The 16,198-nt window shown below is 50.5% G+C and carries 12 protein-coding genes; 11 read left to right on the forward strand and 1 reads right to left on the reverse strand.

The window, feature by feature from the left end; all coding sequences use genetic code 11:
- Positions 1-80 precede the first annotated feature (80 nt).
- The 11 genes from CLM73_RS13180 (at position 81) to CLM73_RS13230 (ending at position 14,379) form a co-directional block, all read left to right on the forward strand.
- Positions 81-581, forward strand: a complete 501-nt coding sequence (locus tag CLM73_RS13180; protein ID WP_105238812.1) for a Dps family protein — start codon at positions 81-83, stop codon at positions 579-581.
- 252 nt (positions 582-833) lie between these two features.
- Positions 834-1,628, forward strand: a complete 795-nt coding sequence (locus CLM73_RS13185) for an SDR family NAD(P)-dependent oxidoreductase (protein WP_105238813.1) — start codon at positions 834-836, stop codon at positions 1,626-1,628.
- Positions 1,621-3,234 (forward strand): LTA synthase family protein, encoded by a 1,614-nt coding sequence (locus CLM73_RS13190; RefSeq protein ID WP_199778293.1) that lies wholly within the window; start codon positions 1,621-1,623, stop codon positions 3,232-3,234. The genes CLM73_RS13185 and CLM73_RS13190 overlap by 8 nt, the downstream gene beginning before the upstream one ends.
- A gap of 196 nt (positions 3,235-3,430) precedes the next feature.
- Positions 3,431-4,537 (forward strand): ABC transporter permease, encoded by a 1,107-nt coding sequence (locus CLM73_RS13195; RefSeq protein WP_105238814.1) that lies wholly within the window; start codon positions 3,431-3,433, stop codon positions 4,535-4,537.
- Between the two features lie 17 nt (positions 4,538-4,554).
- A complete protein-coding gene (locus CLM73_RS13200) occupies positions 4,555-5,658 on the forward strand; it encodes a polysaccharide biosynthesis/export family protein (protein ID WP_105238815.1) in 1,104 nt (367 codons plus the stop codon).
- Positions 5,659-5,722: 64 nt separating this feature from the next.
- Positions 5,723-6,445, forward strand: coding sequence for an ABC transporter permease (locus CLM73_RS13205; protein ID WP_234015867.1), 723 nt, complete (start codon positions 5,723-5,725; stop codon positions 6,443-6,445).
- 14 nt (positions 6,446-6,459) lie between these two features.
- Positions 6,460-7,116 (forward strand): ABC transporter ATP-binding protein, encoded by a 657-nt coding sequence (locus tag CLM73_RS13210; protein ID WP_105238817.1) that lies wholly within the window; start codon positions 6,460-6,462, stop codon positions 7,114-7,116.
- 27 nt (positions 7,117-7,143) lie between these two features.
- The gene (wecB, locus tag CLM73_RS13215; protein WP_199778294.1) at positions 7,144-8,268 is read left to right on the forward strand and encodes a non-hydrolyzing UDP-N-acetylglucosamine 2-epimerase; all 1,125 of its coding nucleotides are present in this window, start codon (positions 7,144-7,146) and stop codon (positions 8,266-8,268) included.
- Positions 8,269-8,275: 7 nt separating this feature from the next.
- Positions 8,276-9,553: a UDP-N-acetyl-D-mannosamine dehydrogenase gene (gene wecC, locus CLM73_RS13220; protein ID WP_105238818.1), complete on the forward strand. Its 1,278-nt coding sequence runs from the start codon at positions 8,276-8,278 to the stop codon at positions 9,551-9,553.
- 73 nt (positions 9,554-9,626) lie between these two features.
- The gene (locus CLM73_RS13225) at positions 9,627-11,765 is read left to right on the forward strand and encodes a glycosyltransferase (RefSeq protein WP_158685856.1); all 2,139 of its coding nucleotides are present in this window, start codon (positions 9,627-9,629) and stop codon (positions 11,763-11,765) included.
- 22 nt (positions 11,766-11,787) lie between these two features.
- Positions 11,788-14,379 carry a YqiA/YcfP family alpha/beta fold hydrolase gene (locus CLM73_RS13230; RefSeq protein WP_105238820.1) on the forward strand — a complete coding sequence of 864 codons (2,592 nt, stop codon included), beginning with the start codon at positions 11,788-11,790 and terminating at the stop codon, positions 14,377-14,379.
- 321 nt (positions 14,380-14,700) lie between these two features.
- On the opposite strand, the gene CLM73_RS28905 is transcribed toward CLM73_RS13230, so the two are convergent.
- Entirely contained in the window at positions 14,701-16,125 is a 1,425-nt protein-coding gene (locus CLM73_RS28905) for a hypothetical protein (protein WP_158685857.1), read from the reverse strand.
- Between the last annotated feature and the right edge of the window lie 73 nt (positions 16,126-16,198).

Genomic DNA, 16,198 nt, shown 5'->3' on the forward strand with positions numbered 1-16,198 from the left:
AGAACAGCCCCGCCATAACGGCCGTTCTGTCGTGTTTGCAGTGGTATTCTTATTTCCGCCTTTTTCCATAGGAGCTAGCAATGGCCAAGTCCACCAAGAAGACCTCGAGCGTTCCGCGCATCAACATCGGTATTTCGGACAAGGACCGCGCCGCGGTTGCCGGCGAACTGTCCAAGTTGCTGGCCGATTCGTACACGCTGTACCTGATGACGCACAACTTCCACTGGAACGTCACGGGGCCCATGTTCAACACGCTGCATCAGATGTTCATGACGCAGTACACCGAAGAATGGAACGCGCTGGACAGCATCGCCGAGCGCATCCGCGCGCTGGGCCACTACGCGCCGGGCACGTATCGCGAATACGCCAAGCTGTCGTCGATTGCCGAACCGGAAACGGTGCCGGACGCGCTGGAAATGGTGCGCCTCTTGGTCGACGGCAACGAATCGGTCGCCAAGACCGCGCGCGCAGCCTTCGAAAAGGCCGACGCCGCCAACGACCAGCCCACGGCCGACCTGCTGACGCAGCGTCTGGACGTGCATGAGAAGAATGCGTGGATGCTGCGCAGCCTGCTGCAGTAATAATTTTCTTAACTTCGCATACAATGGCCGGCCGTCTCACCCGCAAGGGGGGACGGCCGGATCTTTGTGAACACCGACAATGGCCGCCGCAAGGCGGCCATGTCTATACGACGTGCCACAGATAACGCCCCAGACGCTACCTTCTGTCATCCTCGCTTTTGCCGCGGTTACGCCGCGTCGGCTTCGCGCGCCGGTTTGCGATCAGCGAGCATCCCACTACCTACGCTCGGGACCAGTCTGGACAGGCAGGTCATGAGTAACACCGTAGTTCGTGAACCCGGGTTTCCAAGGTGCGTGCTGATCACCGGAGCCACCGGCGGCATCGGCGGTGCGCTTGCGCTGGAGTATGCGGCGTCTGGCGCCAAGACACTCATTCTGCAGGGGCGCAACAGTGCACGCCTTGCCGAGCTGCGAGAAGCCTGCGAGCGCCACGGCGCGCGAGTCGTCGCGCATGAGTGCGACGTCCGCGATCACGACGCCTTGATGTCCTGGCTGGCCGCCATCTCCGAGGCCGAGATGCCGGAACTCGTCATCGCCAATGCGGGCGTCAACATCAACACCGGACCCGAGCGCCAAGGCGAGGATTGGCAGGATGTGCACCGGCTGCTCGATGTCAACGTCAAGGCGGTGTTTGCCACGGTGCACGGCGTGCTGCCGGCCATGCGCAAGCGAGGCTACGGCCAGATCGCCCTTGTCAGCTCCCTGGCCGCCTGGCGCGGCCTGCCCGAAACCCCCAGCTATAGCGCAAGCAAAGCCGCCGTCAAGGTGTATGGCGAAGCCATGCGCGATGCGCTTGCGGAAGCAGGCATCCGCTTCAACGTCATCATGCCCGGCTACGTCGAATCACAGATGTGCTTCGACATGCCCGGCCCCAAGCCGTTCTTGTGGAAGGCGGACAAGGCAGCCCGGGTGATCCGCCGTGGACTGCAAGCCAATCGAGCGCGTATCAGCTTTCCGTTTCCCTTGAATCTGGGGTGCTTTCTGCTGTCGGTGATTCACCCCGCGGTGTCCGGATGGATATTGAAGAGAGTGGGTTACGGTGATTGAGGCGTTCTGGATACCGCTGCTGCCGCCGTATTTGATTGGGTTGGCCTTGTCGTGGGCGATTGAAGCCATGCTGACGCCGCGCCCCGTTGCCCCGTGGCGCCGGCCCGCTGCGGCCAACGCCGTGCACGTGGGGGTCTGGACGCTGGCTTTTGCGCTGGAACTTGCCTTGTTCCGGCGGCCGTACTTCGGCGTGGCCAACGTGCTTGCTATCCAGCTGCTGATCGTGCTGGTCAACAATTCCAAGTACCGCGCATTGCGTGAACCGTTCGTTTATCCGGACTTTGAATACTTCATGGATGCGATCAAGCATCCTCGCCTGTATCTGCCGTTTTTCGGTCTGGCACGTGCGTTGGCTGCGGGGGGAGGGTACGGTGCGGCGTTGTGGGCTGGGCTGGCGTTGGAAGATTCAGTCACGGCGGGCGCTGGAATATGGCTGGTGTCGTTTGCTGAATTGCCGCAGGAGCATATGTTCGATGCCACGGCGCCGGTTGTGCCGTTTTTTGGGCATACGTTCGGTCTGGCGGCCGCAGGGTTCGTTCTTACAGTGATCGCGGGTGCGCGCAATTCCGTCCACTTCGAGGCCGTTGACGATCTGCGCCGCATAGGTTTAGCCGCCGCGCTGTGGGCCTACGGTTGTGCTGAACACAAACCCCTCACTGACATGCGCCGCAACGCGCCTTTTGCCACCGCCTCATCGTTGCTTTCCGAATCAAAGCCGTTTTGCGACCTCGTAGTCATCCAAAGTGAATCTTTTTTTGATGCTCGGCGTGCGTATCGGGAAGTGCTACGAAATGACATTTTAGAAAATTTTGACCAGCTAAAGACCGAGGCTGTTGCACACGGACAACTGATAGTTCCTGCGCGCGGCGCGAATACTGTTCGCACCGAATTTGCATTCCTGAGCGGGATGCCGGCAAAGGAACTCGGTATTCACAAATTCAACCCCTACCGCAAGCTGGCAGCGCAGGGGTTTCCAACTATCGCGTCCTGCCTACAAAAGCTCGGCTACCGCACGGTCTGTATACATCCTTTTCATCGCGGGTTTTACGGACGGGATAGGGTGCTTCCCGCTTTAGGGTTTGATGAATTTATCGGAATAGAGGAATTTCGGCACGCGCAACGATATGGTCCGTATGTGAGCGACCAGGCGCTAGCGAAATATGTCGTTGATACTTTGCAACAGCACGCGGGCGGTCCGATCTATATCCATGTCATCACTATGGAAAATCATGGCCCTTTGCATCTGGAAAGTGTCGATAAGTTCGATGCGGCGGGAGTCCTAAATGGACCGATGCCGCAAGGGTGTGAAGATCTCGTGGCTTACGCCAGACACCTGAAGAGCGCGGACTTCATGTTTGCAACAATTAAGGCTGAATTGACTGGTCGGAGCAGACCTTCGTCGTTGTGTATCTACGGAGACCATTTGCCGATCATGCCGACGGTCTACTCGACCTTGGGCGACTGGGAAGGAGGGACGGATTATCTTCTCTGGAACTCGGTTAGGCGTGGCCGTTCCCTCGAAGTGCAAACCGAAGTGCAGCAGCTTGGAACTAAGTGTCTGATGTCCTTGGCAATTTGCCCAGAAAGGGGTACCCCAAGTCGTTAAACGTAACTAAGGGATATAGCAAGTTGTGAATAAATTCAAACAAGTGTGAAATAAGTTGTCATGAACGCACGGTGTGAATGTAACGATATGCTCGCAAATCCGGTACAATGCCTGCGCCGGTAAGCAGAGCTCGGGTAGAAAGTTAAAAAATGCAACTATTCATGAAGGGTTGCTAATCAGCGGTGCAAAACTTTAGATGACATATTTTGACAAACTGAAATCAAGTCGCCTTGTTGTGTGGCTGGTAGGCGTACCGATGCTGTTAGCGATTTTGTATTACTCGTTTTTCGCTTTGGACCGCTATGTAAGCACAGCTCAAGTCGCTGTCCGGCAGGTGGGAAATAACGAGGCACCTCAGATTCCAGGTTTGGCCGTTATGTTGAGCGGGCTAAATCCAACTTCGAGAGAAGAGACTCTATATCTCCGCGAGTTCCTGACCTCGCAAGATATGCTTAACGTGCTGCAACAGAAAGCTGATTGGGCAGCACATTACTCAGATCGTTGGCGTGATCCGATGTACTGGATTTCAAATGGTGCGCAACGTGAAGACCTGCTTAAATACTATCGCCGTTTGGTAACTGCACACTTCGACGAGCAGACCGGTCTTCTTAATGTGAGTGTTGAAGCCTTCGAGCCTGACTTTGCAGAAAAAGTTCTTCAAATCATGCTAAGCGAGAGCGAGCGCTTCGTTAATGAGTTGTCGCACCGCATGGCGCGTGAACAAATGGCCTTCGCTCAAAATGAGTTGGCTAAGGCACGAGCCACTTACGAGGACCGGCGAGACGATATGCTGGCCTTTCAAAGCACAAATAGCCTGCTGGATGCAGAGGCAACGGCCAAGGCGCGTGCAGAAATTATTGCGGAGCTTGAAGGCAATCTAACGAAAGAGCGAACTGCTTTAAAGGGCTTGCTTGCGACGCTCAGCGCAAACACGCCCCAGGTTCGCCAGCAACGAAACCGGATTCAGGCGCTTGAGCAACAGCTAACTGCAGAAACTCAGCGATTAGTGTCGGAAAAGGGCGGAGATAAACTTAATGTAGTTGCATCCCGCTATAGAAATCTGACGATTGATGCCGCAATCGCGGAAGAGGCGTACAAGTTTGCGGTGAGCTCGGTCGAGTCGGCACGCATCGAAGCGAGCAAGAAATTACGTAGCCTCGTTACCGTTGTATCCCCTAATGCACCGGACAGGGCGATATATCCAGAACGCGCCTATAACCTTGTCACAATTTTTATTGCACTACTACTGTTGTTTGGTATTGCAAGGTTCGTAATCGCCACAATCGAAGACCACCGCGACTAATCGCGCGCAACTGAAAAATGAAAGCCTATTTGTCTCGCACTGTTGTTGTTGCAGCTGGACTTTGCTTGCCCTTATTGCTTGCGGGGTGCGGAAGTTTATTGTCTGCTGCGGGGCCCTCGCGTCACGCGGTAATGACGAATGAAGAGTCCCAAGACTACTCGCTCGTGGATCTTAGTGCACAAACTATCACTCCATATATGCGGCTGCCAGTCTCGGAGATGGACTCCGCAGTAGCTTTGCCGTCGGTGCCGGATGTCCGCTTAGTGGCAGGTGACGTCCTGCGAATAATGATCTCTGATAGTGCCGTGGAGGGCGCAGTGTTTGCACCGCTAGCTTCTGGCGGCACTGTGTTTGAAAACGTACGCCTCGACAGCAAGGGGACCATCTCACTGCCATATGTAGGCCGCGCGAAAATTGCGGGGATGAGCGTGGTGGAGGTCGAGAACCTTGTGCGGCAGAAGCTGAAAGGTATCACTAGCGATGCCCAAGTTCAGGTTGCGCTTACGGGAGACCTGTCGGGATCAGTGTTGGTCGCCGGCGCGGTAAAGACCCCTGGTCGATTTTCTGCTTTGCAAGGTCCACTAACCCTTCTTGACGCAATCAACCAAGCCGGAGGACCTCTTCTTGAACCCCATCTTATTAAAGTCGTCGTTCGCACAGGAGAGAGATCCTATCAATTCAACTACCAGGATCTGTTGTCCGGCAAAAACCAGGTAGTCCCGCCTGGCGCGGAAATCGTGCTTGAACGCGCGCGAAAGCGTTTTGTTGCAATGGGGGCTGTCGGTGATCCAGGTCTGCACGATCTGCCGTCCAACAATCCCAGTTTGCTGGAAGTGCTCGGAACGGTAAAGGGGTTAAACGAGGCCAAAGCGGATGCAGCAGGGGTGTTCGTATTTCGGTTGAACGATGAGAAAGATGAAACCACTGGCGAAGTCGTGAGCAGAGCGCAGGTGTTTAGGTTGAACTTGAAAACGCCCGCTGCAATGTTCATCGCGCGACAATTCCTGGTTCAGCCTGAAGATGCCATCTATGTTACTAATGCAGCTGTGTACGAATGGCAAAAAATCATATCTCCTATTGTCCAGGTGCTAGTGCTAGGCCGCACTGTTAACGGGCTTTGATATGTTAGTGCGATCCCCGGGAAAGATCTCGCGTACCGTTATTTTCGCGCTGATATTAAGAGAGATGAGAGGAAGGTTCGGGGCTAACCGGCTTGGCGCCTTTTGGTTCGTCTTCGAGCCAATCGCTCATGTTCTCGTGCTTATGACTGTGTTTATTGTCATTCGCGGAAAAACGCTACCGGGTTTTGACTATGCAGTGTTTCTTGTGACGGGCATTGTTCCATATATTCTGTTTAAAAATATTGCGTTGAAGGGAATGGAAGCGGTTAGTGCCAACCGTGCGTTATTTTCTTATAAACAAATAAAACCGTTCGACGCTATCGTTGCCCGCGCCATCGTTGAGTTTTCATTGATGGCATGCGTCTATTTTTCATTAAATTTTGGACTTGGCTTTTGGGCAGGGCTAGACGTGGCGATTCATAGCCCTTTGCATTGGATGTTGGTGCTCGGAGTGGGTTGCGTCTTGTCGTTTGGCCTGGCGCTAATTCTCTGTGTAGTGGCCGACGCTTTTCCTGAACTGAAAACCTTCCTTCGGATTATGTTTCTACCTCTCTATTTTTTGTCTGGGGTAATTATCCCCTTGTGGCTATTGCCGAGACAAATTCTGGATTGGATGACATGGAATCCTTTTTTGCACATCATCGATGAACTCCGAGTAGGTACCTTCGAGCATTATCCAGACGTTGTAGGTATAGATCTCACGTATGCAGCAAAAATATCTTTGATCATCCTTTTTGTCGGAATGGTTTCATATCGTGCGCGTCGATTGCAACTTGTTGCAATGTGAATGTCTATAACAACATGATCGAGTTGAAAAACCTAACGAAGTCGTATCGAACTAATGCCGGCAGGCGCTACGTGTTCAGGGATCTGAATTTAGTGATCCCCTCGGACAAGAACATCGCGCTGATTGGGAAGAATGGGGCCGGAAAATCTACTTTAATGCGGTTGTTGGGCGGTCTCGATATGCCTGATAGCGGCAAGGTGGAGACAGAGAAAAGCATCTCATGGCCGGTCGGGTTATCGGGCGGTTTCCAAGGGTCGATGACCGGCCGCCAGAATGTGAAGTTCGTGTGCCGTGTGCATGGGGCCGAAGGCGAAACAATGTCTCGTCTTGTGCGTTATGTAGAAGAATTCGCCGAAATTGGTAGCTACTTTGATCAACCTGTAAAAACGTATTCGTCGGGTATGCGGGCGCGCGTCGCGTTCGGGCTCAGCCTTGCAATCGATTTTGATTACTACCTTGTTGATGAAGCAATGTCGGTTGGAGATGCTCATTTTCGAGAAAAAGCTGTTCAAGCGTTTCGCGAGCGAACAGGCAGGGCAAACATAATCCTAGTCACACACGGAATGAGCCAAGTCCGGAGAATGTGCGACTTAATCTTGTTGGTGAAGGACGGCCGCGTTCTTCAATTTGAAAATGTCGAACAAGGAATTGCCGCTTATGAAGCGGGCTAGCATTTTTGCAGATACTGAAGGAGGTTCTTGGTGAAGCTGTTGACTGTATTTGGGACTAGGCCCGAGGCCATAAAAATGGCTCCCCTGGTCAAGTTGCTTGAACGAGAGAAGGGCTTTGAAAGTAAGGTCTGCGTAACTGCTCAGCATCGTCAAATGCTTGATCAAGTCCTCAGCCTTTTTGGTATCGTGCCAGACTTCGATTTAAATGTCATGAAGCCAGGCCAGACTTTGGCAGACATAACAGCAAATATCCTTACGACTCTTTCCCCAGTGATGGACGAGTACCAGCCTGATTTGGTCCTGGTCCACGGCGACACTTCAACAACTCTTTGTGCCAGTCTGGCTGCGTTCTACAGCAAAGTCCCCGTGGCTCACGTGGAGGCAGGACTGCGCACCGGAGATCTGCAATCACCTTGGCCAGAAGAGGCGAATAGGAAGCTGACAGGCGCGCTTGCGAGCTTGCATTTTTGCCCAACCGTGGGTTCGCGAGCCAATCTGCTCTCAGAAGGAGTCGCGCAATCCGCCATCCACGTCACCGGGAATACTGTAATTGACGCGTTGCTCTGGGTTAATCGCAAGCTCGAAAGCGATGCACCCTTACAAACATTTACCCGGAGGCAGTTTTCCTTTCTCAGGGACGAGTCTCGGTTGGTGCTGATTACGGGGCATCGACGGGAAAACTTTGGCCGTGGTTTTGACGACATATGTCGCGCAATTGCTGAGTTGGCAGCTGAGTATCCAGACGTCGATTTTGTCTATCCTGTGCACCTGAACCCAAACGTTCGCGAGCCGGTGAATCGCTTACTGAGTGGGCTGTCCAACGTCCACCTGATAGAACCTCTTGAATATGTACCGTTTGTCTATCTAATGAGTCGGTCCTATCTAATTATGACTGATTCCGGTGGAATCCAGGAAGAAGCTCCTTCGCTTGGAAAGCCAGTACTCGTCATGCGGAATACCACCGAGCGACCTGAAGGGGTTGAAGCCGGAACAGTCCGTCTCGTGGGAACTAAGAGCGAAGAAATAGTCAAACAGGCGAAGTTGCTTTTAGAAAATGGAACGGATTATTCATTGATGAGCAACGCTCATAATCCCTACGGCGACGGCAGCGCCTGCGAAAAAATAATTAGCGTTCTAAGAAATTGGAAATAGGCGTTTTATGCAAACTACAAATGTAAAATCTGTTTCGGTTGTTGGCCTTGGCTATATTGGTTTACCCGCCGCCGCGATGTTTGCTTCTCGCAAAGTGAAGGTTATCGGCATCGATGTGAACCAAGACGCAATTGATACAATCAACAGCGGAAAGATTCACATCGTTGAACCGGAGCTTGACCTTCTTGTCCATGCTGCGGTCACCGAAGGTTACCTTCGAGCGACCAGCATCCCGGAGCCCGCGGACGCGTTCGTGATCGCGGTGCCTACTCCATTCAAAAAAGATTATGAACCGGACCTGAGCTACATTCGGGCCGCGACTATGTCGATTGCACCAGTCCTCAAGAAAGGTGACGTCATTATTTTAGAGTCGACATCTCCGGTCGGAACCACTGAACAAATGATAGGTTGGCTGGCGGAAGCGCGCCCTGATCTTCGGTTCCCCACTTCCAGCGTGGCCGATCCCGATGTGAATGTTGCTTACTGCCCTGAACGTGTCTTGCCCGGACATGTGGTGCGAGAGCTTGTGCAGAATGATCGCATTATTGGTGGGGTGACGGCGGCCTGCAGTCAACGAGCAGTTGAGGTATATCGGGTGTTCGTGGCTGGCGAATTGTTGGTTACCGACGCGAGAACTGCTGAGATGAGCAAGCTCACTGAAAACGCTTTCCGCGATGCGAACATTGCATTTGCAAATGAATTGTCGTTAATTTGTGATCGGCTCGATATTAACGTTTGGGAATTGATCAAGCTCGCAAATCATCATCCTCGCGTTAACATTTTGCAGCCTGGCCCTGGGGTGGGCGGTCATTGTATTGCCGTCGATCCGTGGTTCATTGTACATAGTGCCCCAGAAGCGGCAAAATTGATTCGGCAAGCTCGAGAGACCAATAATGCCAAGCCGCGCTGGGTGGAAAACAAAGTTGTTGAGGCAGTACGAGGCTTCGCCTCCCGGCACGGTATTGAACAAACTGCAGTTAAGATCGGGTTCTTTGGCTTAGCGTTCAAGCCCAACATTGACGACTTGAGGGAGAGTCCGTCGCTGGATATCGTTATTACGCTCGCCAAAGAGTACCGTGGACAAGTAACAGCGGTCGAGCCAAATATCACCGAACTTCCAAGCCGATTGAAGGATTTGGGAGTGAAACTGCATGACGTTCAGACGGCATGCGAAGAGTGTGATGTTCTTGTGATGCTGGTCGATCACTCCGAGTTCTTGGAGTTTAAGCCCGACTTTAGAGATGACCAAATTCTCGTTGATACCAAGGGTATTTGGCTAAGCTAAATTTGTTGATTATGAAAAGCCGAAATAGGGGGGTGACCCCCTATTTTAATTTTGAAGGATGCAGGAGTTCGTCGTGTTCTTGATTAGAAAACTAAAAAAAACCATTCGCGCTTTTTTGCTATCGAGACGCAGGCGCATATCGATTGTGCGGTTAAACGCAGCCGATCGCATCTTGAACAACAGAAAAATTGTCTTCAACATGGAGCGAACCGATCCAAATGAAGGTTTTATAATATCTGGTAGGATCTTAACGCAGGAAAATGACGTCGCAAGAGCCGCTATTCTTGCAGTCAACATGTTCGATAGCAATAAGAAGAAGATTGTATCGGGGGAAACGCTTATAGGGTTTTCCGATTCAGCGAAATATGGAAAGTACAAGTACCTTCCTGGAACTGCACTCGGTCAGCGATTTCATTTTTTTCTTCCCGTCCCAGCGGAGACTCGGGCATTAAAGCTAGAGATTCATGCGAAAGGCGGTGCGAATGCTATCCTCCTTGCAGGCGCAACAATCGAACGCGTCTCGGACATTTCGATAGCCGAAGCTGCAAATCTCGTTGAGAAAATCGGCGTTTTGGTTGCGCGTAGTCCCAATCGTACGGCGGCCGACTTTTCTTTACACGAGGTGCTCAGTCTCGTTAGCCAAGAATATGGCAAGCTCTCTTCAGTGCAACGGTATTTACTTTTGTGCACGGCATTCGGGCACTACGCGGAAACCAACGCACCCATCGCACCCATGATTGGTTGGTGTTCTTATCGATTGATGCCCGACTTCGAGCTGGCGAACAAAGTGCGTGCAATGCTGGTGGAGCAAGGATGTCTATACTTGCTTCGAGATTTTATTGAAGAGGTGAACGAAGATCCACCTTTTGGATGGAAGCATGCATCCCGTAGAGTTGTCGCAGACATTCGCAATTTCGAACATGGGTTCGATATGCCGACCGTTGCGGAAAACTGCGACTACGAACCCAGTTCCCGGGTTTTTTATCTTCTACATAACTCTTTGCCATACAACTCCGGGGGCTATGCGACCCGCACGCATGGTTTATTGACCGGCATAAAGAATTTAGGTGATTTTGATCCGGCGGGGTTTTCTCGGCCTGGTTATCCCTCCGATCATAAAAAGTATATAAGCCAGCCACTTCCTCCGGTTGTTCCTCGGAGTGATTCTGTGGATGGCGTGGAATATTATCGCGCGGATCAGTCGATTCGAAAGAGCAGCTTGACGCTGGAGGAATATGTCGAAGTATTCGCCAAAGAACTGGAGCAGCGAGGCCGTGAGCAACGAGTTCGCCTTATTCACGCAGCGTCGAACTATCCAAATGGGCTCGCGGCGAGCGTAGCCGCTCGTCGATTAGGTATACCGTCTGTATATGAAGTTCGTGGGCTTTGGGAAGTTACGCGAATGTCGCGCCAACATAACTGGGAGCATTCCGATTACTGCAAGTTTATGGCAAAAATGGAGGCTGAGGCATGCCGTCACGCCGACCATGTTATAACGATTACTGAAGCTCTAAAGGATGTAATGGTCGAGCGCGGCGTCGACCGCGAAAAGATCTCTGTGGTCCCTAATTGTGTGCATGTGGAGTTATTCACTCCTTCGAGTAAAAGGGACGAGGAACTTGTCGCACAGCTCAATATCGCTCCCGCGGATGTCGTGATCGGATACATAGGTTCCGTCGTGAATTACGAAGGGTTGTATGACCTTCTGCGAGCTGGCAAAAAGCTGTTAGATGACGGGATGGACCATTTCAAGATTCTGATCGTTGGTGACGGTGCCGTGTTACCAGGCTTGAAAGATTTGGCGGTTTCACTCGGCATAACGCGAAACGTGATATTTACGGGGCGCGTGCCGCATGCCCTTGTAAATAGATATTACTCGCTCGTTGATATAACTCCTTTTCCCCGGGAACCGTTCCAGGTATGCGAAATTGTCTCGCCGCTCAAACCATTTGAAGCGCTGGCTTGCGGTAAGGCAGTACTGGTTTCGAGTTGCGCAGCGTTGACAGAAATTATTGAACACGGCTCAAACGGGTTGGTTTTTCAAAAGGGAAGCTACGAAGATCTGGCAGAAAAACTGAAGCTTTTAATCAACGATCAATCGTTGAGATCCAGCCTAGGAGACGCCGGCCGTGCCTGGGTTATGAAGCACAGAGATTGGAGTAATTCTGCTCGCATCGTGCATTCAATATATAAAAAGATCTGCAATAAATAATGTCACAGGGGTTAAATAACGCATGATACCGCTCGCCTCGTTCTTGCATAGAATTTTTCCCTATGGCGCTTACGATGATAACGCCGAACTTATAGTAAAACGAAAGCTTTTCAAGCCGCGGAACGACTGCGAGCCTTTCTTCTTGAAATGCCCCGTTAATTGGGAGGCGTCGGATCGTTTAGAGGATAGAAACTGGAGGATGCAACTTCAGGGCTGGACCTACTTTCACGCCGTGATGAATATGTTCGATCAATTTGGCGATAAAGAAGAGTTGGTTCGAATTTTTTTTGAGCTCTCGCGTGATTGGTATTCTGTATATGGTGAGGATCCCGAGGATATAAAGACAAGCAGAATGCCCGACAGTTATGCGTGGTATGACATGTCCGTCGGATTTCGGGCTCTCGTTATTGCTTTTTTTATTGATAGGATTTCGTTTTACAAGATATCCGTGCCCGAAGCGGATCTAGCTTTTCTTCAAATAGTTGGTCAAAAGCACCTTCGCCACCTGAGTCAGGAAAAAATCTTTAGTCTTAACAACCATGGGATTTTTCAGATTCAAGGGTTGGTCGCCTTAGTCCAACTGCTTGACAAGGTCGACAGAAAAGACGAGATCTTGTCTTATGGCATTCGAAAAATGGAGGAATTGGTCCGAAGTCAGTTTGGCGAAAATGGAATCCATTTGGAGCATTCTCCCCATTACCATTTTTATGTTTGCTCGACTTTTGAAGCGGTTATCCAGGCAGGTTGGTATAAAGATAGCGAAATTATTTCAGCTCGGATTTCGAAGGCGTTGGAACGGAAGCGCTGGCTAGTAGACCCGCTTACGCGACCGATTTGTGTCGGTGATTCCATCCTCACCCCCCAGCAAACGGCAACGTTCTTATTGCAGCCGCACGATAACCACAATGACGAGGTCGTGATCAGCGATTTCCATGACAGTGGCTACGCGGTCGTTCGTTCTCCATGGAAGGAAAAGTCCGACGTCGCATCCATGTTGTTTTTGACGGCGGCCTATCACTCGAAGTCGCATAAGCATCGTGACTGCATGTCGTTCGACTGGTTCGATCGCGGCGATCGTATAGTTTGTGACGGTGGGAAATATGGATATAAAAGCGACAAGTACAGAAATTACTTTTTGAGCGCTAGAGCGCATAATTCTGTTGAAATAGAGAACTTCGACATAATCAAGATAAAACCGTATGGATCGGCAGTACGGGATATCAAGAAAGTGGCGAAAAATGTGTATTGTCTTTCTGCATCCCTCGAGTACCCGGCAATCAAGCATAGTCGGCAGATCTACTTTTGCCCCGGGCGGTGGGTTGCTGTTTACGACGATCTCGCCTTTCAACGCGCCAGAAAATTTACGCAGTGGTTCCATCTAGCGGCGGGCTTTGACGTAAAGTCGATTTCGGGAAATAAAGTTGTCGCGGCCGATAAAAATCGATCTGTGATAATTCAATGCCTGGACAACGATTTAGAGGTGAGTGGGTATCACGGTGACGATGTCGATATCAACGGCTTTGTGTCGGAGAAAGACTATAAGTTTGATCCCGCGTGGGCAATCGGATTTTCCGCAGTTGATAAACAACGTTCGATCGTTACGACACTGGCACTGGGCGAAAAGGAGCACATTGAGGTCCAAGATTTTGTATCCAATGGTTTTTCGTTTTCTGCCGATGTATGTGCAGAGGGTTCGGACGCCGGCACAAATGGCTTGGAAACTTTCGTCTCCCGAGGCGTTGATGATCGCTCAATACCGGACGATAAGAAAGCTGCATCGAGGATGCTCAAGGGGGTCCCACACTTCACAATCGATGAGGATTCATTCGAGCTAAAAGTAGGGCCGGCAACATACACCATTGAAAGAAATGGACTGAAGTTTCATTTTTACGCCAATATCTCACGAGCCCATGATCTTACCGTGCTGCTACCGGGGGCAATAAATCGTGAAAAGGGCCTAGTTGATTTTCAGCGCCATAGTTGGGCGAAAGAGCTTGGCACTAATGTCATTTCATTCTCTGACCCCACAATTTTGCACGAGAATGATATTTCTATTGGTTGGTTTCAGGGAAATGAAAATGCTTTTGCGATAGATCTGCTTGCTGAGCTGATAGATTCGTTGCTCAAAGAGAACAGATTTGATCCCTCACGGATGACTGTCCTAGGCTCTTCAGCTGGAGGTTTTGTCGCGCTCAAGCTGGCGAGCAGATTTCCGGATGCGCGGTTCGTCGCTATAAATCCCCAAATCTTCTTGTTTAATTATGTGCAAAGCCATTATGAGCGCATGATGCTTGCGTGTTATCGGAGACAGTCGCTGGCCGAAAGCGCCACACGCTATCGGGATCGGATTGTGGTTGAGGTGCCCTCGGCGCATCGAAGCGGTCGGATTTTCATAATTCAGAATACTATGGATGAAAGACACTACGAGCTTCATCTAAAGTTGTTTCTGAAGCAGCTCAATAAAAATGACTATTATGTGGTTAATATAGAGAGTGCGAAACGGAGCGAGGTCAAATCTCTTAATGTGCTGCTGTATGAGGATCATCTGTTGGGACATTCCCCTCCCAATAAGGAAACAACCCTCCGGTACTTAGCTATTATTGATAGTCTTTGATTTGCGCATCTTGGTATTGCGGGGAAATTGGTTTATGATCAGCGGGCTCGCCGTGTCGCAAGTGGGCGGTTAAGTTTCACCACTCAGAATACCGGCGAGCTTCTTTTACTACATATGCTGATGCTCAAGGGGCTTAGGTAGTGTGCATGCTAAGCGAGGTTCGCTCTAGGTCATCGCCACTTTGTAAGAGTGTGGATGAATCAATTATTAAAAATTGTGTGCTACCTACAAGGTGAATCGTTTGTTTAAAACGATTCTGGCCGTTAGCAGCGTCCTCAGGTCGGCTTTCACGCGGTGTTAAACCGTGTTCCCGGGATGTCTCTAAAGGCATTCCGTTTGTTTATCCGCATCGCCATACCGATACGAAACAACCCTCCCGGTATTGACTCCCGTAAATTCATATGCGTAACTAACTTCGACATTTGCCTGCGCGCAACGATCGAGGAGAATGCGTTTTTCTCGCTGCTGTTCCTCGATGGCGATTCCGGAAGAGTATTGGTCCTCCTCAAATGCGCGCAGCCAGAATTTTGAGTGATCTGGGTAGTCGTAGTAGTGAAATGGCTCAATGATACGCACGAGATTGAGGAAGGAATTGCGATATCTCTTATGCCATAGCTTCTGCCTTGCATAAGTTGGATCGATCTGACTGGCAAGTTCTATGATGGCGCAAGTGTGGTTTTTATGTGCGAACTTGTCCACTTGGGGCGGGGTCTGCGCAATGGCTTCGCCAAAGGCGGACTCCACTTCAGTCACGAGATCTTGTACATATTTTGAATTCTCAAAGTAATATCCAAGGTTGAAGTCGCATTCCTCTTGATTGGCCAAACACGCGAGCGCGTACGTAAAGCATTTTCGGCATTTCAAGCACCATTTTCCTCCCAACCTTTCGCACATATAAATATTCGAAAAGTACTCCGGGTAGGTGGAGGAGAGCAGCTTAAACGCGGGGACCGGCCCTATTCCATAGTTAAAATTTCGCACACTGAAGGCGCGTTTTAGCGCTAAGCCGGTAACGCTTGCATAGGCATTGACAGCTGCCGGCCTGACCAGAGCGAAGCGTGCTCTTTTTGTCGAGTCATTGCCGAAGTGAAACTCACTGCCATCATACCCGTGCGCAGCTTGGACGTATTTTCCCGCTGCGAGCGCTGGTGCCATCAACCCAGGGTAGAGAGCGAAATTTGCGGACTTTCCAATTTCTCTGCTTTCGATAATTCCATGGAAGTTGCTTTCAACGAAGCGAATGTCGAACCCTTTAGCCTTCAGGGTTGCAAGATGTTCGGAGATTATCTTTTTTTTGCGCGGCAGGTTTGCTAAATCGGCATCCCACACAAGTCGGAATAATGTCGTGTTCTCGGCACCATACAAATCCGCATGAATTGCTGCAGATAGTGAGGAGTCTTTGCCTCCGCCGTAGAAAAGTGCGTGCGTCATAGCGCCAGGACGTCCGAACTGAAATGAAGGACTCTCAGTTGTACCTATGTGAACTGAAAAGTTGGATATATCGAAGTACTTTAAGACTTGTGCTGGAATGCTTTCATTGGATTTATAGTTAAAAGTTACGGAAATTGGATGTTTATACAACGTCGCATAGCACGGTATGATCACGCTGCAAAACATATACAGCGCTATATCTGCATCGATTTTGGCAGCTCCGTCGAACTTTATTTGCAGGTTCCGTTCTTTAAAAACGCCATTTAAGGTTTCCGAATTTTCCCAGAATAAATTAATCGTCCCGGAGTCGTCCATGTGAAAACCAGTAAAGCTAATTTGGTCCATGCTTTATATAAAAATTATTTATGTTTAATGGCAATTTGATCTG

The organism is Achromobacter spanius, assembly GCF_002966795.1.
Taxonomy (GTDB): Bacteria; Pseudomonadota; Gammaproteobacteria; order Burkholderiales; family Burkholderiaceae_B; genus Achromobacter; species Achromobacter spanius_D.

Excerpts from the sequence above, each read along its gene's own strand:
- CLM73_RS13180 (WP_105238812.1), top strand. The coding sequence starts at position 81 with ATGGCCAAGTCCACCAAGAAGACCTCGAGCGTTCCGCGCATCAACATC.
- CLM73_RS13185 (WP_105238813.1), top strand. The coding sequence starts at position 834 with ATGAGTAACACCGTAGTTCGTGAACCCGGGTTTCCAAGGTGCGTGCTG.
- CLM73_RS13195 (WP_105238814.1), top strand. The coding sequence starts at position 3,431 with ATGACATATTTTGACAAACTGAAATCAAGTCGCCTTGTTGTGTGGCTG.
- CLM73_RS13200 (WP_105238815.1), top strand. The coding sequence starts at position 4,555 with ATGAAAGCCTATTTGTCTCGCACTGTTGTTGTTGCAGCTGGACTTTGC.
- CLM73_RS13205 (WP_234015867.1), top strand. The coding sequence starts at position 5,723 with ATGAGAGGAAGGTTCGGGGCTAACCGGCTTGGCGCCTTTTGGTTCGTC.
- CLM73_RS13210 (WP_105238817.1), top strand. The coding sequence starts at position 6,460 with ATGATCGAGTTGAAAAACCTAACGAAGTCGTATCGAACTAATGCCGGC.
- wecC (WP_105238818.1), top strand. The coding sequence starts at position 8,276 with ATGCAAACTACAAATGTAAAATCTGTTTCGGTTGTTGGCCTTGGCTAT.
- CLM73_RS13230 (WP_105238820.1), top strand. The coding sequence starts at position 11,788 with ATGATACCGCTCGCCTCGTTCTTGCATAGAATTTTTCCCTATGGCGCT.
- CLM73_RS28905 (WP_158685857.1), bottom strand. The coding sequence starts at position 16,125 with ATGGACGACTCCGGGACGATTAATTTATTCTGGGAAAATTCGGAAACC.